At 42.8% G+C, this 19,684-nt stretch carries 15 protein-coding genes; 6 read left to right on the top strand and 9 right to left on the bottom strand.

Features of this window, described 5'->3' with window-relative positions; genetic code table 11:
• The first annotated feature begins 220 nt into the window (after window positions 1–220).
• The 4 genes from ACXABW_RS05440 to ACXABW_RS05455 all read left to right on the top strand — a co-directional run bounded on the left by ACXABW_RS05440 (window position 221) and on the right by ACXABW_RS05455 (window position 7,071).
• On the top strand, window positions 221–3,580 hold the full coding sequence (locus ACXABW_RS05440; RefSeq protein WP_457524394.1) for an AAA domain-containing protein: 3,360 nt from the start codon (window positions 221–223) through the stop codon (window positions 3,578–3,580).
• Window positions 3,581–3,773: 193 nt separating this feature from the next.
• The gene (locus ACXABW_RS05445; RefSeq protein WP_457524395.1) at window positions 3,774–4,781 is read left to right on the top strand and encodes an ABC-three component system protein; all 1,008 of its coding nucleotides are present in this window, start codon (window positions 3,774–3,776) and stop codon (window positions 4,779–4,781) included.
• On the top strand, window positions 4,778–5,221 hold the full coding sequence (locus ACXABW_RS05450; protein WP_457524397.1) for an ABC-three component system middle component 2: 444 nt from the start codon (window positions 4,778–4,780) through the stop codon (window positions 5,219–5,221). The genes ACXABW_RS05445 and ACXABW_RS05450 overlap by 4 nt, the downstream gene beginning before the upstream one ends.
• The gene (locus ACXABW_RS05455; RefSeq protein ID WP_457524399.1) at window positions 5,218–7,071 is read left to right on the top strand and encodes a hypothetical protein; all 1,854 of its coding nucleotides are present in this window, start codon (window positions 5,218–5,220) and stop codon (window positions 7,069–7,071) included. The genes ACXABW_RS05450 and ACXABW_RS05455 overlap by 4 nt, the downstream gene beginning before the upstream one ends.
• Before the next feature lie 176 nt (window positions 7,072–7,247).
• On the opposite strand, the gene ACXABW_RS05460 is transcribed toward ACXABW_RS05455, so the two are convergent.
• A complete protein-coding gene (locus ACXABW_RS05460; RefSeq protein ID WP_457524401.1) occupies window positions 7,248–8,222 on the bottom strand; it encodes a nuclease-related domain-containing protein in 975 nt (324 codons plus the stop codon).
• Between the two features lie 216 nt (window positions 8,223–8,438).
• On the opposite strand from ACXABW_RS05460, the gene ACXABW_RS05465 reads away from it, so the two are divergent.
• Both ACXABW_RS05465 and ACXABW_RS05470 read left to right on the top strand, forming a co-directional pair.
• On the top strand, window positions 8,439–9,068 hold the full coding sequence (locus tag ACXABW_RS05465) for a class I SAM-dependent methyltransferase (protein WP_457524402.1): 630 nt from the start codon (window positions 8,439–8,441) through the stop codon (window positions 9,066–9,068).
• On the top strand, window positions 9,058–10,185 hold the full coding sequence (locus ACXABW_RS05470) for an HNH endonuclease (RefSeq protein WP_457524403.1): 1,128 nt from the start codon (window positions 9,058–9,060) through the stop codon (window positions 10,183–10,185). Before ACXABW_RS05465 ends, ACXABW_RS05470 begins: the two co-directional genes overlap by 11 nt.
• 17 nt (window positions 10,186–10,202) lie before the next feature.
• On the opposite strand, the gene ACXABW_RS05475 is transcribed toward ACXABW_RS05470, so the two are convergent.
• The 8 genes from ACXABW_RS05475 to manA all read right to left on the bottom strand — a co-directional run bounded on the left by ACXABW_RS05475 (window position 10,203) and on the right by manA (window position 19,575).
• Window positions 10,203–10,964: a substrate-binding periplasmic protein gene (locus ACXABW_RS05475; protein WP_457524405.1), complete on the bottom strand. Its 762-nt coding sequence runs from the start codon at window positions 10,962–10,964 to the stop codon at window positions 10,203–10,205.
• A gap of 128 nt (window positions 10,965–11,092) precedes the next feature.
• Window positions 11,093–12,598, bottom strand: a complete 1,506-nt coding sequence (gene gndA / locus ACXABW_RS05480) for an NADP-dependent phosphogluconate dehydrogenase (protein ID WP_457524953.1) — start codon at window positions 12,596–12,598, stop codon at window positions 11,093–11,095.
• Window positions 12,589–13,086 carry a gluconokinase gene (locus tag ACXABW_RS05485; protein WP_457524407.1) on the bottom strand — a complete coding sequence of 166 codons (498 nt, stop codon included), beginning with the start codon at window positions 13,084–13,086 and terminating at the stop codon, window positions 12,589–12,591. Before ACXABW_RS05485 ends, gndA begins: the two co-directional genes overlap by 10 nt.
• A gap of 87 nt (window positions 13,087–13,173) precedes the next feature.
• Window positions 13,174–14,496 carry a TRAP transporter large permease gene (locus tag ACXABW_RS05490; protein ID WP_457524409.1) on the bottom strand — a complete coding sequence of 441 codons (1,323 nt, stop codon included), beginning with the start codon at window positions 14,494–14,496 and terminating at the stop codon, window positions 13,174–13,176.
• On the bottom strand, window positions 14,489–15,046 hold the full coding sequence (locus ACXABW_RS05495) for a TRAP transporter small permease subunit (protein ID WP_457524411.1): 558 nt from the start codon (window positions 15,044–15,046) through the stop codon (window positions 14,489–14,491). Before ACXABW_RS05495 ends, ACXABW_RS05490 begins: the two co-directional genes overlap by 8 nt.
• 85 nt (window positions 15,047–15,131) lie before the next feature.
• Entirely contained in the window at window positions 15,132–16,148 is a 1,017-nt protein-coding gene (locus tag ACXABW_RS05500; protein WP_252030365.1) for a TRAP transporter substrate-binding protein, read from the bottom strand.
• A 424-nt stretch (window positions 16,149–16,572) separates the two neighbouring features.
• On the bottom strand, window positions 16,573–17,973 hold the full coding sequence (locus ACXABW_RS05505) for a fructose-specific PTS transporter subunit EIIC (protein WP_457524413.1): 1,401 nt from the start codon (window positions 17,971–17,973) through the stop codon (window positions 16,573–16,575).
• A gap of 375 nt (window positions 17,974–18,348) precedes the next feature.
• Entirely contained in the window at window positions 18,349–19,575 is a 1,227-nt protein-coding gene (gene manA / locus ACXABW_RS05510) for a mannose-6-phosphate isomerase, class I (RefSeq protein WP_457524955.1), read from the bottom strand.
• Window positions 19,576–19,684 lie beyond the last annotated feature (109 nt).

The raw sequence follows: 19,684 nt of genomic DNA on the forward strand, positions 1-19,684 counted from the left end.
TTATGATCAAAAACAAATTAAATGTGTTTCATATCTGAATATTAAGTCCACATTTAGAGTATGATTAGTGACTAACCTTAAGAAATCCCATTAAAACTGTTGCTATATGAATTTTTTGGCTGGTAGAAAATGGTGGTATGTACAAAATATGCTAAGGCAAGGAATTGTAAGAAAGTGTCTTTCTACCAATGAAGTAATGCGAGTCAGCAGGAATCGGTAAGTGATTAGTGACAAAGAAGAGTCAATAAATGTATTAAAGGCTTGGCATCTTGTTGAGTTTTTTCAAGCGTACTCTGTTCCAGACAAAGAGAGCAGTAGTATAACCCCGGTAAATGTGTCTTACCGTGAGTTAGCTTCATGCGGTGAAAGCTTGTTACCTTGGCTGAATCAGGCGTGTAAGGATTCATTGGGACTCTCTCGGGACAAAAAATGCACCTACACTCTTTATCTCGGGTTATTTGATAAAGCTGTGACCGATAAGAAGGTAGAAGAATATTTTTCTACCGAATCTGAGCAACAGTTTCTTTTCGAGGAAATAGAACAGCGAAGAGACAACGAAGGAATGACGTGTTTTGCCAAGCTGATGTTAGATGAATTTGGCTCACCTCGCTTAGATACCTTTTCGGTAAGTTCGTTGCCTTGGGCTCTTGCTGAGTTGTTAGCTGATAGAGCGGGAGATATATCTCAGGCTCGTTTTGATGACAGATGTGATTACCTTGTCGAATTTCTGGAACGCTGGGTAGTGACCTTACCAGAGCACCCGTCAATAGAAGGGAAGTCTGTCCTTTGCGCTAAGAACATAATGAGTCTAGTTCAGGGGCTGTATGAGTGGGCTGGGTTATCAACTTCTGATCTTAAGTTGACAGAAGATTCTATGGTCGACCTATTTCAAATGGCCTTTTATGAATCGGAAGTGAAGCCGAATAACCAACTGGAAGATAAAACTAATCAAAATGAAGCTGATGTAGAAGTCGATGAAGTGGAAGCCGAGTCTGTAGATGATGAGTCTCAGTTGCCAATATTAAATAGCTTTTATATCAGAGATATAGAGAAAGCGATCAATGCTGTATCTTCGGAGAGAGCTAGCAAACCACTGCTTTCCTATTTACAAAGACCCGGCTCTAAACATGTTGACCTGTATACTGATGAAGCTATTCCGCTGATCCATGACCGGCTAAACCCTAAGGAAACACCGGAAGGGCGGTGGTTGGCAGAGCCAGCACATAATATGTCACTAATGCAGCAGTTTGCGATTAATACAGCGTTTAAGGACCTGGATGTTAATGGTCTTTTGTCGGTAAACGGTCCTCCGGGGACAGGAAAGACTACTCTGTTGCGAGATATCATCGCGCAAAATATTGTTGAGCGAGCGAAAGTTCTTGCCTCTTTTTCCAAAGCGGGAGAAGGACTAACCAGTGATGGATTGCTCGTTGAGGCGTTAACGGGATATGAAATGGTAGTAGCCTCATCTAATAATGCTGCGGTTGAAAACATTTCTAAGGAGTTACCACAGAAGAAATCTGTAGCAGACAGGTATGAGGATATAGGTTTTTTCCGCCCGCTTTCAAACCAGGTCAATGCAGATGAGAGTAAAGGAATTCTGCAGCCACTTAGCGATAAGAATCTAACCTGGGGTAATGTTTCCGCTGTAATGGGGGCGTTTAGAAAACGCAAAAAATTCATGGAGCGTTTTTTCTTTAAGAAATATTACCCGAAAGGAGATGAGCCCGCAGTTCGGGACCCTTCAGTAGACTTTCTAAATTACTGGCAGTATAGAACAATGTATGCTGGGCCTTCCTTTGGTGCTTCGAAAAAAAACTTTAATGAGAAGTTGTCGAGATATAATGCCCTGAATCAGGAGTTGATCAATTTAGATACTCTTGAAAGAAGCTGCTCTCAAGAAAAATATGAAGCGGCTTTATACAGAATGGAGCAAGAACTTGCGACAATGGAATCAAGTAGAGCATCGATTGCTGCAAACCTTGAGGGGCTGAAGAAAAAGAAACAGCTAGAAAAGCAACGCGAACAAGAAGTATCAGTTTCTTTAGAGCACCTTAAAGTGAATGCGCCAGGCTTTTTTAGTCGGCTATTTAACTCCAAGAAAAATGAACAGTATAAGTCTTCACTTTCTCAAAAACTGAAAGAGTCTGAGGACGCCAAAAGGTCTATTCGGTTGATAGAAGGGGATATTTTCGCCTTTGAGTCGGATATGCAGAAAGCTAAAAAAAAATTGACTCAGCAAATGAGTGACATAGCAGCTAAAGAGCAGGAGTATAGGAGAGCAAAACAAACTTTAGAGCATTACAGAGAAAAATACCAAGATTACAGCCTTCCTGATGCATGCGACAAAATTGAAGAACAGAAACGGCAGAGAAACGCTTGCTGGCAGCATGAAGATATTAATCAGTTACGATCGGATGTGTATGCTGTTGCATTACAGCTTCATGAAGCATGGTTAATTGAAGTTAGTAAGATAGATAAATTTCGAAGGCAAGTCATGAAAATCAATGATGTTGTTCTAGGCAAGAGTCGTGAAGATACGCTAGCGATTTGGCAAGTTTTATTTATGTTTGTTCCCGTAATCTCTACGACTTTTGCTTCTCTGGGGAGTATGTTCTCAAAGTTATCGCCGGAGTCGTTAGGTTGGCTAATGATCGATGAAGCTGGGCAAGCGATACCGCAAGCTGCGGTAGGGGGTCTATTGCGTGCAAAGCGAGCAATAGTTGTTGGTGACCCATTGCAAATTGAGCCTGTATTTACTTCACCTCCGAGATTAGTGGAGTATCTGATGAGCTCAAAGCTTCAGAGTGAATCGGAAAAGTGGGATCCATGCTTGTGGTCTGTACAAACGCTCTCTGATCGTGTGAACCCATACGGTTGCATGCTTGATGTCGATGGCGAAGATAAGTGGATTGGTATCCCGCTATGGGTACATCGAAGATGCATAGAACCCATGTTTAGTATCGCGAACGAGATTGCTTACAACAGCCGAATGATACATGGCTCTGACAGAGATAAAGATGTGCAAGCTAGATTACATCCAGAACTCGGCGCAAATAGTTGGAATGAGTCAAGGGGAGACTGTGTACTCAAGCAGTACAAACGCGAACTAGGTGCTGACGTCTTGGATATTCTGTTAGAGATGGCTGAAAACGGTGGTGATCTGAGTAGTGTTTACGTGATATCACCGTTTAAAGCTGTAAAAAACTCCTTAAAAGATGATTTGAGGCAGAGTAGCTATGACTTGTTACAAAGTTCAGGCTGGAGTAAAAAGGAATTTAATTCATTCCTGAGAAACAATGTCGGAACTGTGCATACGTTCCAGGGAAAGGAAAATGATACCGTTATTCTGGTTCTCGGCTGTGACCTGAGAAATAGTGGCGGCGCATCATGGGCTTCTTCAAAACCGAACCTGTTAAATGTGGCCGTTACTAGGGCGAAGAAACACTTGTTTGTTGTTGGTGATTCACAAGTGTGGTCTGATAAACGTTACTTTGACACGTTGTTCTCTAACTTTCTGACAAATAATAGTTTTAATGATAATAAAGAGAAAGAGAGCAATAGAAAAATGGCCGTTTAAATTTTACAAGGATCAGCGTATTTTATCATTTCTATATACCAAAGGCTGTACCGCTCCCAAACCTCGTTTATGTTCTGGGCTTCGCTTGTCGTTAAACTGTAAGTTTTTGGAGATTCTAGATGCGATAGATCTGATTCAGCAAGTAATCGAGATACGGATAGAAGGTTAGATTTGTTGTTTGGAGTTACACCTTATGGTGGGTATTAATTATAGACGCTTGATACTAGCATTGGATGACACTGACTTGGAAGTTTTAGTTAGAAAGTGGGCTGAAACTCAGGTGGATAAATATTGTTCATATAAAAGGTTTGGTGGCAAGGGTGACAAAGGACGTGATGTTGTCGGATTTTATACACCTATGCGTCATGAAGGGGATTGGGATAATTATCAGTGCAAGCAATATGGTAAACCTTTAACTTTACCTCAAGGTATGAGAGAGATCGGGAAGATAATGTATTATGCTTCAATTGGGGATTTTTCTGTACCTAAGAATTATTACTTTGTAGCACCTAAAGGTATTAATGGCACGTTTGAACGATATATTGATAATCCTGCTCAATTTCAAAAGGAATTAATAAGTACATGGTCTGAACATTGCGAGTTGAAGATATCCGCAGCTAAGATACCAATGAGTGAAAAATTAAAAGAAACAATTAACTCTTTTGATTTTGGAAAAATACACGTAGTAGATCTTGATACTATAGTCAATGATGAAAATTATAAAGCAATTCTTGTCGATGAATTTGGAGGTGAACTACCTTCTTCTCCAGCGTATGAAGTACCAACTGAGATTCATTCTTCTGAGTTTACTTACGTTTCTAAAATATTAGAAGCATATGGTGAAAATGAAGGTATCGAATTTTCTTCTGTCCTTGATATTCAATCCCATATTGACTTCTCTGAAGATTTTATTGAGCAAAGAGAGCGTTTCTATAGCGCAGAAGTATTTAAGTGTTTTTATAGAGACAATACTGTTGGTGATGTTTTATCCTCTTTTGAAAATGAAATATTGAAAGGGATTAAACCAACGTACAGAAAAAAATATGGTGATGGGTTTGAATGCATGTGCGCTGTATTGGAACAAGCAGCTGTACTTTCTCCGACGGGTAAACTTTCATCTCTTGCCAAAATAGATGTTAAGCAAGGCTATTGCCATCATTTTGTCAATAATGGCAATATAAGGTCATGGAGCAAAAAATGAATACTCAAGAGTTCGATATATATAATACTAATCTTGAATCAGGTATTCGTACAGTAGTAATTTTAGATGCTATATTTCCTAATCAACTTGATTTTGAAAGCCTATTAAAATCAGATTTTATATTGGTTAATTCAGGTGATTTTTTGGGGCCATCAAGTTTACATGTCAAAGTCCCCAATCGAAAAGGAGAACTTATTACAAGGCGTGAGATTGTACGTTCAGGCATTGAACTGATGATGCGCTTTGGTCTAGTTGGTACTAATTTATCAAAGAGTGGGGTTAGCTATATTTCTACTGAGGAAGCAAAGCCGTTTCTAAAATTAATGGATGCGAAGTACTCTAAAGACCTTCAGTCTGTCGCTCGTTGGTTGGCAAGTAGAATAAATGGGAATGAATTTGATGAGTTCGATGATGAGCTGAGAAAGGTGATGAGTATATGACCAGTGATGGCATAAGAATAGAAGAGTTGGTTTTATTTGGTACTGAAAATAGAAGATCTTCAGTAAGAGTAAGTGAACCAATTAAGATTATTAATGGCGCATCAAATACAGGTAAGAGTTATTTTATATCACTGATTGAATTCATGCTTGGTCGAGAGGATGTAAAGTCAATCAAAGAATCAAAAATATATTCAGAGTGTCTGTTAAAAATAACTATTAACAATAAGCCTTTTTCAGTTTATAGAAAGCTAGATGATATAAAGTTTGAGGTTTATAATGGTTTTAAAGGAAAGGTAGAGGGTGAGTTTTATTCATTTTTCAAAGTTGGGAAGGCTACTAATACTGTTAAGAATATAAGTGAATTCTATCTTGGTAACCTAGGGGTTAGAGGTGTTAAGATATGTAATAACTTATCTGGTTCGAAAGAAAATCTTACTATTAGAACTTTATCTAAAGTGTTTGTTGCAGATGAAAAAAGTATAATCGATGATATTTCTCCTATACTTACTCTGAATAATAGAGAAGACACTAAATATCAAAATATATTTTACTATATGTTAAGTGGAAATGATAATAGTAAAATAGCAACTTTGAAAAAAAGAACTGAGTTTATTAGTGAAAAAAAAGGAAAAATAGATGTACTGGAGGATGTTGTTGGTGATCTCGAAAACGATTTAATTTTCCCTAATGAAGATAAAAAATCGCTTGAAGAACGTCAAAGTAAGCTTAAAGATAGTATTGTAGAAGTTAGAAAGAAAATATCCAACTCTCAAGGTGGACTTAGTGATGTCCTTGAAAAGAAAAAACTGACATCTCAGAAGTTAGATAAGATAAACTACGAAATAAGAAATCTCAAAGTTAATGAGGTTAATTTCATAAAACTCAATGAGTTATATGAAAAGGACATTGAACGGCTATCTTCTCAAGAAGAAGCAGCTTTTCTACTTAAGATAAATCATAGGGGTGTCTGTGGTTCTTGTGGTAGTGTGATTGAGCAAAGGTGCAATGACATTTCAGAGATAAATAAAATTTCAGAAGCATCATTGGCAGAAATAGAGAAAATTAAAGATAAAAAAAACGAGTTGTCGCTTGCAATTATCTCAACAGCACATAAAAAGCAATCACTTGAACCTGAAGTGACTAGGCTTTCATCAATGCTGAAAAATCTTGATGTGGAATGTGATAAAAGAGCTCCAGAGATCAAGCGATTCGATGAAGACTTAGGTATTTTGAGGCATGAGTTGACAAAAGTTTCTATCGACTTACGTACTCATGATAGGCTTAGTAAATATAAAAAAAGGTTACAAAAGTCTGAGCTTGATAAAGCACCCAAGCCATATAACAAAGATGTTTTTAAGGTAGATGAAGGGTTTGTTCATAAGTTTTGTAAGAAATATCAAGAAGTTCTTAATGAAATAAAATTCCCAGGTGAGAATAAAGTTGAATTTGATTCTGAGCTACTTGATGTGGTAATTGACGGCAACCCTAGGGAAAGCAATGGTAAAGGTGTGAAGGCTATTTTACATTCAGTTTTTAAAATAGCCCTGATGCTTCACTGTAGAGAAGAGAGCTTGTTCCATCCTGGCTTAATATTATTGGACTCTCCTCTTGTTACTTATCGAGACCCTGTGACGCATAAATTAGGAGAGCTGTCTGAAGATGAAGCTAAATTGTCTGAAACATCAGTGCGCTTCAATTTCTTAAATTATCTGACAAAGATTAGCCATTTGGCTCAGTTCATCATCGTGGAAAACATAGATATTCCAGAGCAGTTTAGGGAGTCACATTCTGTAGAAACATTCTACGGTGCAAATGCAACAAATGGTTTGCGTAAAGGGTTGTTGGTATAGATTTAGCGTGATGCGCGTCGCAAAATTTGCATGTGTGACAGAGTGTATATCTCCGAAAGTCGACTTGATATAAGTCTTTATTAATCAATAAGATATTGTGCTTAGTCGAATCCCTCACTCACCGCCATATTCTAAAGCCCCAGCAGAAATGCTGGGGCTTCTTCGTTTATGTTGCTTTAATCAATGCAGGATGAGAGCGTATAGTGAAATTGGGAATGCGCCCCACACTTGCAGCCGACGGTGTAAACATCTTTACGTTTCGAAACTCGAGTATTTTTGTCTCCACAACTAGAGCAAGTCTGAGCCATCGAAGTATTTGTATCGCAATCTGAACAAGTCACGTAATAGCCATACTTACCGTATTTAGGCAGGGTATTGTTACTCTGGCATTTCTTACATTGAAACCACGAAAAAACCTTTTTGGTGTTTGGGTATTGAGTGCCTTCAGCCAGTATTCTCTCTGAATGGGGAGCACTTTCGTCTAACTTAGCATTATCTTGTTTTTGGTTAGGGGATAATGGCTTATGGGCCCCAAGTAAGAAGTATTTGATGTTCTTGAGTTCAGATGAGCTAAAAGAGGGGTTCGGTTTTAAAATATTGCTGTTGCTAGAAATAATCTCCTTAACTCGTTTCCCGATCATTTCCGCTTTAACTATCTGTGGAGATAGTTTAGGTGGGATATGATTTCGGTCAATAATGGCATCGTTGGAAGCAGCACATAGTATGTCCCAGCAACGTCCACCAAAATATCCTTGAAGCACAACGACAAGTATCTTCGCCAGTATTGACTCGGCATTCTCGTTTAATAACTCTTTCAACAGCTTGGCTTGCAGCTCTGCTTGGGTAATTGGTGATGGCATGCCGGCCCACCGACCTCGCACCGTTCTTTGCCACTCCAATTGCTTGTTTATCTTCACAGTGCCCTTTATGGACTTTGACTCAATGAGAATAAAGCCCTTTTTATAGATAACTAAATGATCTATCTGAGCGAACTCACTTTTGTGTTGAATTCTTAAATCATTGAAAACAAGAACATCGCTTCGATCTGAAAATTGACGTTTTAAATAAAAAGCAACATCACTTTCCACTTGATCGCCCAGCTGCTTTTTGTAGTTGGTTGATGTCGAAAGATCTTTGTCTTTAACTATCATTGCCCTAGCCTTTTTGTTTTCTTTTTATGCTACCACGCCCTTATTCTTGTTGGGGGAAGATAGATTAGAGTATGCGTATTTTGTGATGCAGAATAAAAATAGCTAGCTATAGAGATGAAGGTTTCCATCACATTAACTCACTCTTTTCTACTGCTTTATCGCCATATACAATTAAGATGGTTATCATGCCTTTAGGGAAATTTTTGGGTACTTGCCATGGATGTAAATCTTTCTTTTTACGACAAAAATGCCGCTCAATTGGCTGAGCAGTATGACTCTGTTGATTTTGAATCCGTACATAGCAGTTGGCGTTCATACTGGCCTCTCTCTGGGAGCTCAGTGCTCGATGTAGGGGCAGGGTCAGGCAGAGACGCCAAGTGGTTTGATTCGCATGGCTGCAAGGTTGTGGCGATCGAGCCTTCAGCTAGCTTTCGTCTTTTGGGCCAAGAGCGTACCTCGGCCGCAGTTCATTGGATCGATGCCCAGCTTCCAGGCCTTAGTTCCTTAGATGCTACATCTCACAGCTTCGACCTTATTCTTGCCTCAGCAGTTTGGATGCATATTCCTGTGCCTAAACGCTATCAGTCTCTTCTCTCTATGTCGGAGCGGTTGGCTGAAGGTGGCAGACTAGTCATTACTCTACGACATGGAACGTTTGGTGATGGCCGTACAAGCTATGGCGTATCTATTGCTGAACTAGAACAGATTACTCAACGATTAGATTTGGTGATTTGCCACGTTGCTGAGACAGAAGATGGCCTCTCTCGGACAGGAGTGACTTGGCAGACTGTGGTACTAGAAAAAGCCCCTTCTGTGCACAATAAGGAAGTAAGCCGTGTCTCTTGAGTTCTATGTAGAAAAGTTCCAGAATCTAAACATGAATAGTACCGGTGGTAAGAAAAGCCCACATAAGGTGTGCATGTTGCTGACCGTAATGGACTTAATCCAAGCGGGTCATCTGGTAAAGAATCGTATCGAGTTCAATCAAGCGGTGAAAGATCGCTTTAGCCATTACTTTGAAAGTTACGCCCAAGGCAATGATCGTAATACTCCAGAGAATCCGTTTTACCATCTAAAAAGTGAAGGCTTTTGGCACTTGAACTATCACACTGGCTTTGATGAGGTAAACACCAAAAGGTATTCAGCCAAGGCGATAGAGTATGCTTATTTAGACCAAGAGCTGTTTGAATATATGGCAAGCCCTATTGTTTCAAATGATTTGAAAGACGCGCTTGTGGCGAATTTCGCCGATCTTCCATCCTTGTTCCGCCAGTGGCTATTAGATATTGGTAAGTCAGAGAAAACGGCGAAGAACTACGTGGGAGCAATTAGAGGCGCTATCTCTAATTGGCTCGCAGGTACAGGTGAACTGGAGCAGCCACTCACTGAGGTTAAATCTTATAAGCAGTTTATTCGTTATGAAGAGCGAGTCAGGCAGTTGGATGAGTTTAAGGTTCGTGATTCTCGTGGTAAAGGGATGTATAGCGCTGCTTTAAATCACTACCACCAGTTTTTAGCCGATCTATCTCAGGTTGATGTTAATGCCGATGTTCGTGGTGTCATGAGCGATAAAAAACTGACGGAAACCGAAAAAACAATCTTGATTAATACCCGAATGGGGCAAGGCCAGTTTCGCTCAAAACTTATCGAGATGTGGGGTGGCTGCGCGGTGACGGGGTATCGAAATACTCAACTTCTGCTCGCTTCACATATTAAGCCTTGGCGCAGTTCAAACAACGAAGAGAGGCTCGATAAGTTTAACGGATTGCTGCTTGTTGCGAACTTAGATAAAGCATTCGATCTCGGGTTTATATCATTTGATGATGTCGGCAAGGTGATGATTTCAAAGTATCTAGAAGCGCCCGATGTTTTAGGGCTAAGGGAAGGGATGTCCTTTAATATCAGACGAGAGAATAAGCCTTACCTTGGTTACCACCGTGGAGTTCTATTTAAGGGCTTATAAGTAGTCAATCATCTACCTTATTGTAGATACCCATCCATAATACCCTGTAGTGTTCCATCTTTCTTCGCTCTTTCGATGATTTGGTTGATTTGGGGAATATAGTTGGTACAGGGTGATTCACGTGACATGCCAAAGTAGACGTCTGTGGTGGAAACGGGAGTGGGCAGTGCCACGACTTTATGCAGCAAGCCTTGCTGTTTAAGGTAGAGAGTGCCGTCGACGTAGTCTTGTATGAAATAGTCGACTCGTTTTGCGATAAGCATCTTGACGCTTTGCTCTTTGTCTTTGCCGAGCTGAAGCGGCAAGTTTTGCTGCTTGGCAAATGTATCGAACTCTTCACCAAAACTTCCACCCAGTGGGATCATGCCTGTGAGGCCGATTAAATCTTCAAACTTTTCAAATTGGAACTCGTTACCTTTGAGTACGAATAGCCGTGCTTCATTGGTGTAATAGGGCGCGGTATAGCGGTAGGTAATACTGCGTTGTTCAGTCCAATACAGCGCAGACACAAGGTCTAACCGTCCGGATTGTACATAGGCTAATGTACGTTTCCATGGTAGCGAGATATCAATTTGTACAGGAATATCCAGTTCTTGACCGACAAACCTTATAAAGTCATTAGCGATACCGGTTGGTTGCTGAGTTTGAACGTCGGTATAGGTGACGGGTAACCAGCCACTAGCCCCACCCACTTTTAAGACTTCACAGCCCTGAGCATAGGCATTGTGAGAAAATATCAATGATGAAATCGCACATAATGACGCTAGTCTCTTCATCATTCCCAATTCCTATCGAGCCCACGGTCCATACGAATTATAGTCTATCTATTCGGGAGTTATATCGCAGCTTAGCGCGTATGGGACTTGAACAAAAAGCGCCCACAGTGGAATGTGGGCGATGTAGTGGTCTAGCTGACTTGAACTTGAGTCCGAGGGTGAATGCTCCAGCTCATATGGTACTTTTCCTCTTCTGGCACATCGATACGGGAGTAGGTATGAGAACCGAAGTAGTCTCGCTGGGCTTGTAGCAGGTTTGCTGGAAGCACTGCGCTAGTGAGTGAATCAAAATAGTTGAGTGCTGAACTGATCCCCGGCATTGGAACGCCATTGAGTGCTGCATTGGCAACGGTATGGCGCCAACCCGTAGAATACTGGCTAAGGCTTGTTTTGAAGCTTTGCGCAAACAGTAAGTTTTCTATGTCTGGTTCGGTTTGATAAGTGGTTGCAATATCTTGCAAGAACGCAGCTCGGATAATGCAGCCAGCTCGCCAAATCTTAGCGATGGTCGTGAAATCTAATTGCCAGCCTTCCATCTTCGATGTCGCTTTAAGCAAGTCGAAGCCCTGCGCGTAAACAGACAACTTGGAGCAATACAGCGCATCGTGCAGTTGAGAAATGATTTCGTCTTTGTCCAAACCAGAGTGTGCTTGACGCTGAGATTGGAACATTGCACTGCCTTTAAGGCGAGTGTTCTTCTGGCTACTTTGCGCTCGTGCAAAAACCGCTTGTGCAATGGTTGGTGCTGGCGCGCCAGTTTGCAGGCTATTTACCGCAGTCCAAAGCCCAGTACCTTTTTGGCCGGCTTTATCTAACACAATCTCAACGAACGGTTTGTTGGTCACGGGATCGGGTGTTTGTAAGATATCGGCGCTAATTTCCATGAGATAGCTATTGAGCGCACCTTGATTCCATTTTGCAAAAACCTGTCCGATTTCATGGGCTGGCATGCCTAATACTACCGACATGAAATGGTACGCTTCGCAGATAAGCTGCATATCGGCGTACTCGATGCCGTTGTGAACCATTTTTACATAGTGCCCAGCTCCCGCCGGTCCAAGGTAAGCAGCGCAGGGCTCGCCTTGCTCAAACTGACCAACAGGAGTGCCACTGGTATCGACTTTAGCCGCGATAGCCGTCCACATAGGCTCGACAAACTGCCATGCACTTTGTTCACCACTCGCCATTAACGCTGGGCCGGTTCTCGCACCAACTTCACCGCCAGATACCGCAGTGCTAATGAAACGCAGTTTACCTTGGTATCGCTGTGCTCGCGCTTCGGTATCGGTCCAAAGGCTATTGCCGGTATCAATAACAATGTCGTCTGTTTCTAGCCCGGCACTTAGCAATTCGTCGATAACCGAATCCACAATATTGCCGGCAGGCACTGAAAGCGCGATAACGCGCGGCTTTTCAAGCGATGCCAGTAACGCTTCTAAACTATCTACGATATTTAGTTGGCCTTTGTTCTCAGCGCTGGTGGAGACTTGATTTCCTTCTAGCCTTGCTTTCTCGCGGTGTACTTCACTGATATCAAAACCAGTCACATTGAAACCTTGGTCGAGAAGATTGAGCGTTAAGCTTTTCCCCATCACGCCAAGACCAATGAGTGCGATATTGGAGCGAATCATGATAATGCCTCGATTGCCCTTAAGGCTTGTGATGTGACTTGGTCGGCAGGCAGCGATATGTCAATAAACAAGGCTTCGTTTGGCGCTGGTTCAACTAAGGCTTCAAATTGGCTTCGTAGCATGGCTTCGCCATTGAAGTAGTGGTTTTCGCGTGAAGACAATCGTTGCCAAATGGTCTCGAAATCGCCTTGCAGAAATACGATGACTAAGTCTTCGTTGCTGCGACGTAAAATGTCACGATACATAGGTTTAAGTGCCGAGCAGGCAATCACTGCCGACTCGTTGTCGGTGTAGATACGGTTGAGTGTTTCCAGCCATCCGATTCTGTCTTCATCGTTGAGTGGAATACCTTGAGCCATTTTGTCTACATTGGCTTTTGGGTGGTAGTCGTCGCCATCATGAAATGGCAGGCCGAGTGTTTTGGCGATGTTGCTACCAATCAGGCTTTTTCCGCAGCCTGATACACCCATTACTAAAATCTTTTTCGCTTTCATTGGGCAATACTATCCTTAGCCTCCAGCTTGCGCTGGAGGGCATACCTAATTTTAGGGAATTTGTACGAGTTTTTTATTGCTGGTGGATTACTTCCACCACATGGCGAGCTCTGGGAAGGCAATCACTAATCCAAGCACTAAGACTTGTAGGCCTATGAATGGCAGTAGTGACGAGAAGATCTCACCCAAGCTGATGTCTTTTGGTGCTACAGATTTCAAGTAGAACGCAGCTGGGCCAAACGGTGGCGACAAGAATGACACCTGCATGTTCAAACAGAAGACAACACCAAACCAAACAGGGTCGTAACCAAGGCTGGTGATAATCGGGACGAAGATAGGCATGGTTAGCAGTGCCACACCCACCCAATCTAAGAACATGCCCAGCACTAATAGAATGACCATCATGATCAGGAGTGTCGCGAGTGCGCCTCCGCCACTCAGACCGAGGATCACTTCTTCTACAAAGTCGATACCGCCCATTAGGTTATAGATGCCAACTAATGCACTAGCACCAATACCGATCCACATGATCATCCCACAGGTGCGCATGGTTGCGATGGCACTTTCCTTCAGCATATTGAAGTTCAGTTCACCTCGGATCAGAGCAGAAATCATGATGCCAACGACACCCAGAGCCGATGCTTCGGTAACGGAAGCCACACCGGTGTAAATACTGCCTAGTACCGTTGCAACGGATAGCAGTGGGAAGAAAAGTGCTTTGAAGTAGTTGGGCTGATTCGCCATGTCTTCAGCCAGCTCTTCATCACTTGGAATAGGGGCAAGCGCTGGGTTAAGTTTACAGCGAATCAGCACGTAGCCGATGTAGCAGCCAGCAAGAATAAAGGCTGGCAGAAACGAGGCTTTAAACAAGTCACCAATCGATACACTGGCGGTCATGCCGTAAATGATCAGTACGATCGAAGGTGGCAGCATGGTACCCAAGGCACCGCCAGCACAGGTAGTACCGATGGCGAGCTTACGGTCGTAGCCGAGGCGGAGCATCTGTGGCAGAGCCAGAATACCAAGCAGTACGGTTTCACCGCCGATAACACCTGACATTGAAGCCAGAAGTACCGCAACCAGCAAGGTTTGAACCGCGACACCACCTCTCACGCGGCGGCCAACAGATTTCATTGCATCGAATAAATCTTTGGCAATGCCAGAACGGTCAAGCAGCGCAGCCATCAAAACAAACATAGGGACGGCCAAAAATACGTAACCTGAAGCAAAGCTGTAAGTTCGGCTGGCGATTAATGGCAGGGCGTCTGGGCCAAACCAAAATAAGGTAAAGAAGATAGCGACAAAGCCCGTCACGAACGCTAGCTGCATACCGGTAAGTAGCAACCCGATCATCATTACCAGCATGAGGATACTGCCCCATGCGATACCAATCGAAGATAAATCAAACATCGTCTTTCTTCCCTAGACCTACGATCTCTTGGATGAGGTGCAATACAAACTGGACAACAAGAATACAAAGACAAACGAAGATGATGCCTTTTAGAAGAGCAGGGTAAGGAGCGTTCAATACCGAGCCGGAGGTTTCAAGGCGCAGTTCACCCCATGGAGTAAACCAAGATTCTTGAACCATTGAATACGAGGCGTAAGCAAGCATGCCAGCAAAGGCTAACCCGATAATATGGTGAATAAGGTTTAGGTACTTACGGGCTTGGTTCGATACTGAATCATAAATCAGTACCACTCGAACGTGTTTGTTCGCAGCGAACGCATAAATACCACCGACGATAAACAGCGAGCCACCGATAAAAGAGGCGGTTTCGTGCACCCAAGTGGTTGGCGCATCGAACACGTAGCGCATCACTACTTCGTAGAAAGAGATCAGCACTGTGAAGATGAAGAAGCCGCTAAGCAAGTTACTGACTTTAATGATTGCGCGGTCTAAAAAGTTTCTCGGCTGCTCTTCCTGCTCTTGAGGAGCATGGGGAGTTTTTTCATTCATAACGTTTTTCTCAAAAAGAATGGAGGGCAATTGCCCTCCAAAGAGGAGCGAAGTCTGGAGAACTTACTCCCATCACTTCAGTGACTTAAAGTAGATTGTTGTCTTCTAGGAAGGTTGTGACTGAATCGTAAACTTTAGCGGCGTTAGGCGAGCGTTGTGCAAACACTTTCCATTGTCCTTTTGCGATTTCGCGGAATTTTTTACGTTCTTCTTCCGACCAGTTATGAATAGTAATTTCTGGATTCGCTTGCGCTTCTTTTACCGCTGCTTGGTCAGCCATTTTCAGCTGAGTGGTCATGTCGTAAGAGAAATCACGCACTGAGGTTTGCAGAATGGTTTGTAGATCTTCTGGCATTTTGTCCCATTTCTTCTGCGAGATAGAAATGTCGATTAGTGGCAGTGAGTGGAAACCAGGTTGAACAGGGTGAGTGGCGATGTCGTTCATGCCTGCTTTTTGGTTAGTCGAGAATACCGTGTAGTCTGCGGCATCAATTACGCCCTTGCTTAGGCCAGTAAACACTTCTGAACCTGGTAGGTTAACGGGTGTCGCCCCTGCCGCTGCAAATACTTGTTGAACTAGGCCTTCTGGAGCACGAAGTTTAAGGCCTTTCAGGTCATCTACGCCGTCGATAGGTTTCTTAGAGATAAATGACTCAACACCCGTTGTAGAAGCACCAACGAATTTCACACCGTAAGGTGCGTATAGCTCGGTCATTAGCTCATTACCACCGCCGTAGTTCATGTATTGCAGAAGCTGAGTAGTATCAGACCAAGCACCTACCATGTTACCAATTAGGCCAAATGCAGGATCTTTACCCGAGAAGTAACCCGTTGCTGTTACGTGGCCATCTAGGATACCCATTTTGATTGCACCTAACGTTTCGGTGTGTTTTACCACTGCGCCTACGGGTAGTAGGTCGATTTCGATACGGCCGTTAGACATTTTTTCTACACGTTCAACCCAGTTTTGCTGAACTTTGAAGTTCAAATCACCAGATGGATCAGATGACTGGATTTTTAGGTTGAAATCAGCAGCGAGTGCTGAAGCTGAGAATAGACCAGTAAGAGTGGCTGCAAGCAAAGTTTTGTTCATCGCTTTCATGATGGGGGTATCCTTTAGATTGTTTCAGTTTTTCCTAATTACACAAACGTCCGGTTGTTATAGAAATATGTTACCGGTAACGAGTAACTAAATGTTACCGGTAACCAATGTTTACATTCTGTGACAATTGTCATGAATTTGTGTTCCTACCGACAAAGGGGTAATAGAGCGGTAAAAAAATGGGATGTCGCAAACGCGACTGGTTGAATAAGGCGTTGTAAGCGATTACTAGAACGATGTTGTCAGGTTAGGCTGAAAATGGAGTAGGTAACGGGAGGTGAAACACTTTGAAAAGTTAAATTAAATGAATGATTTAATGATGAGGTATTTAGGCTTATGGGCTGGAGTATTGTTGGCTTAAGTTAGAATTTTAATCACCCCAGTTTGTGGCTGGGGTGGATTTTGCGAGGTAAACCCAAACAGATTAGGCTTGGACTAATTGCGCTGCTTTCTTCATCGCTTCTTTGGTTGAGCATTCGATTACATTTGATTTGGCAAATCGCTCTGCGTCTTTCACTTGAATATCATGGGCAAGAATCACCAGTTTTGCATTAGCAACATCGAGCGGAGAAATACGGTTCTGAATACCATTTTGCCCTTGAGTCTCTACCTTAATTTTTACTCCAGCAGCGGCGGCTGCTTTTTCCAATGATTTTGCTGCTAAGAAAGTGTGTGCAACACCGGAAGGGCAACAGGTAACTGCAACGATGTCGTATTCACCTTCGCCAGCCACAGGAATTGCTTGTGCGTGCGTTGGTGCAGTTTCTACGATTTGGTCTTCAGACTCTTCCTCTACAACTGGCTTCCAGAAACCTACGATAAGGGCAGTAGTAAGAGAGCCAAGTGCGATACCGACAACATACATTGGTATATTGCTTGATACTGGTGCAGTAATCAGGCCGCCCCATGGTGCGTGTAGTAATACGTCGGTTAAGAAGCCAAAGACACAGCCAACGATACCGCCAGCGACAATTGAAGGAAGTACGCGTACTGGATCATTAGCCGCGAATGGTATTGCGCCTTCAGAGATACCGATAGACCCCATGATCGCAGCAGCTTTACCGGCTTCTTGTTCTTGCTTGCTGAATTTCTTTTTGAAAAGGAAAGTCGCGAGAGCCATCCCCAGTGGTGGAGTACAAATCGCGATACCCACACCACCCATTAACCATGGTTGTGTATCGACCTGAGTTTGAGCAAACAGCGTTGCCACTTTGTTGATTGGGCCGCCCATGTCAAAAGCCGTCATACCGCCAAGAATGGTTCCCAGAACAACCTTTGAAGCTCCCGCCATAGAAGCAAGAAACTCGTTCATTGAAGCCATGAAAATTTTGATGGGTTCGCCAATGCCCCACAAGACAATACCGGCAGAGATTAATGTGCCAATGAGAGGGTAAATAAAGTAAGCCCCCAACGCGGTCATGTTAGCGGAAAGCGGGATTTTCTTTAGCTGAAATACCACGCCACCTGCGATAAAACCTGCAACGATACAGCCAAGGAAGCCGCCGCCCATATCAGCCATGATGCCAGAAGAGATCATAGCAGGGGCTAGTGCTGGCTTATCCGCAATGGAATATCCGATGAATCCCCCAAGAATGATTGGAAAAAGCACCAAGCCTTTGATGCCAATATTGGAGATGTCGGCCAGCAATCCGTCTGCTGGTACAGCGCCCTTGCCTGATGCCATGACGGCTAGGGCGAGTAAAACGCCCCCCGCGACGATAAATGGCAGCATGTGAGAGGTGCCAAACAGTAAGTGTTGCTTGAGTTTACTGAGGTTCTTTTTTAAATCGTTATTACTGGTTGCAGGTGCGGTAATGGTACTCATATCTAAGTCGCCTTATGAATGAATTAAATTAGCGGAGGTTTTTAAATATGGAGTTTTAATTTATTTATTAGGTATGCAGTTAAAATTCATGGCATCCAATATTTGTTATTTCGGTTTATTTATCTCTATGATTCAAAGCCGTTGTATTTCAAGAGAGTAAATAAACGCTTAATTAATCTTCCATGATGAAAAATTAATCCATTTCTAACTTTTCAGAAATAGTAAAAAAAATGCCTTAGCTATACTTTTGTATCATGGAATAATAACTGTGATTAGCATCGTTATTTCTGCATCTTGAGGTTACTTGGGTATAAAAAAAGCCTCGCTGAGCGAGGCTTTTTTTAGTTTAACGACTTACATCTTAACAGCACATAATTAGCAAAATGCGCGAGCGACTCGCCCAGCGGATTTCACAGTGTAACGTTCGCTGCAAGCTGGGATGAACACCGAATGCCCCGGTTTCAGGTCGCACGAATCGCCATTGGTATGCTGCAAGTTAACGGGGCTATCAATCGCGAGTAAGATTTCGCCACTCCGAGTTTCCACCTCCATTGGGTGGGTTGGAGAGAGAATCGAAAACTTAAAATCATCGACAGGTATGGCGTAGTTTAGAGTGTCTCCAGATTGTGTTGGTGACAACTTTAAGCTGCTTAGCGGCTTAGCTTCAAAACGAGTACATGCAATAAGCTCTTCGACATCGATGTATTTGGGTGTCAAACCTGCTCGCAATACATTGTCTGAATTGGCCATGATTTCTAACCCAGTGCCTTTAATATACGCATGTGGTGTTTGCGCATCTAAAAACATCGCTTCTCCGGGTTGTAAGGTAATAACATTGAGAATTAATGGAGAGAATAGGCCAATATCTCCCGGATATTGATCTGCCAGATTTGAGATCAGAGAGCAAACGGGTTCTTCTATGATGCTTATTTTATCAATGAGTTTATTGATGGCACTTTGCTTTATTTTTTCATCCAAAGTGAGCAGTGAAGAAAAAAACTGAGATAAACCTAAATCGGTTTGGTTATTGATTAGGTGATCTATTATTGGAGCTAGTTCACTAATATCTAACTTTGCGAAATATTCAATGATCTCTTCGAGCGAACGAAATCCATTCATTGCTTGGTAAGGGGTTAAGGCGTACACCAATTCTGGTTTATGGTTTGGATCTTTATAGTTGCGGTTGCCTGCGGTAAGCGGGGTACCTTGATTTTGCTCTTTTAAGAATCCAGCCTCTGCTTGGAGTTTGCTCGGGTGAACCTGAATCGATAGGGCCTTTTCTGCGGCTAATACCTTAAACAGATAGGGCAATTCGCCAAATTGTTCGAATGTGGTTTTGCCAAGGTATTGCTCGGGTTGCTTAGCAATGAGCTCAGCTAAGTTGTGTTGCTGACCATCAATGTCGACGTAAGAGCAGCCGTTAGGATGCGCCCCCATCCACAGTTCTGCCTGAGGTTCCTCTTTGTCGTTGTTGAAGCCAAACAAGCTTTGCAATGAGTTGGTACTGCCCCAAGCGTAGTTCTGGATAACGTTGTGCATCGGTAGGAATGCGGGTATGTGCTGTTTATAAGTGGCTTCGTTTGCGTAATTCATCGAGTCCAGTAACGATGAGTGACTGTGCTCGGCGTGGGCATGAGATGCCGTGAATTCTGGCATTGTTATCACCATTATCGAGAGAGTGGCTTGAACCAAGGTTCAAGCCACTAGTTGA

Source organism: Vibrio paucivorans (assembly GCF_054053395.1).

Bases quoted from the DNA above. Each gene is read 5' to 3' on its own strand.
- ACXABW_RS05460 (WP_457524401.1), bottom strand. From the start codon at position 8,222: ATGATAGTTAAAGACAAAGATCTTTCGACATCAACCAACTACAAAAAG.
- ACXABW_RS05455 (WP_457524399.1), top strand. From the start codon at position 5,218: ATGACCAGTGATGGCATAAGAATAGAAGAGTTGGTTTTATTTGGTACT.
- ACXABW_RS05485 (WP_457524407.1), bottom strand. From the start codon at position 13,086: ATGAAAGCGAAAAAGATTTTAGTAATGGGTGTATCAGGCTGCGGAAAA.
- ACXABW_RS05475 (WP_457524405.1), bottom strand. From the start codon at position 10,964: ATGATGAAGAGACTAGCGTCATTATGTGCGATTTCATCATTGATATTT.
- ACXABW_RS05505 (WP_457524413.1), bottom strand. From the start codon at position 17,973: ATGAGTACCATTACCGCACCTGCAACCAGTAATAACGATTTAAAAAAG.
- ACXABW_RS05500 (WP_252030365.1), bottom strand. From the start codon at position 16,148: ATGAAAGCGATGAACAAAACTTTGCTTGCAGCCACTCTTACTGGTCTA.
- ACXABW_RS05465 (WP_457524402.1), top strand. From the start codon at position 8,439: ATGGATGTAAATCTTTCTTTTTACGACAAAAATGCCGCTCAATTGGCT.
- ACXABW_RS05445 (WP_457524395.1), top strand. From the start codon at position 3,774: ATGGTGGGTATTAATTATAGACGCTTGATACTAGCATTGGATGACACT.
- ACXABW_RS05490 (WP_457524409.1), bottom strand. From the start codon at position 14,496: ATGTTTGATTTATCTTCGATTGGTATCGCATGGGGCAGTATCCTCATG.
- ACXABW_RS05450 (WP_457524397.1), top strand. From the start codon at position 4,778: ATGAATACTCAAGAGTTCGATATATATAATACTAATCTTGAATCAGGT.
- ACXABW_RS05495 (WP_457524411.1), bottom strand. From the start codon at position 15,046: ATGAATGAAAAAACTCCCCATGCTCCTCAAGAGCAGGAAGAGCAGCCG.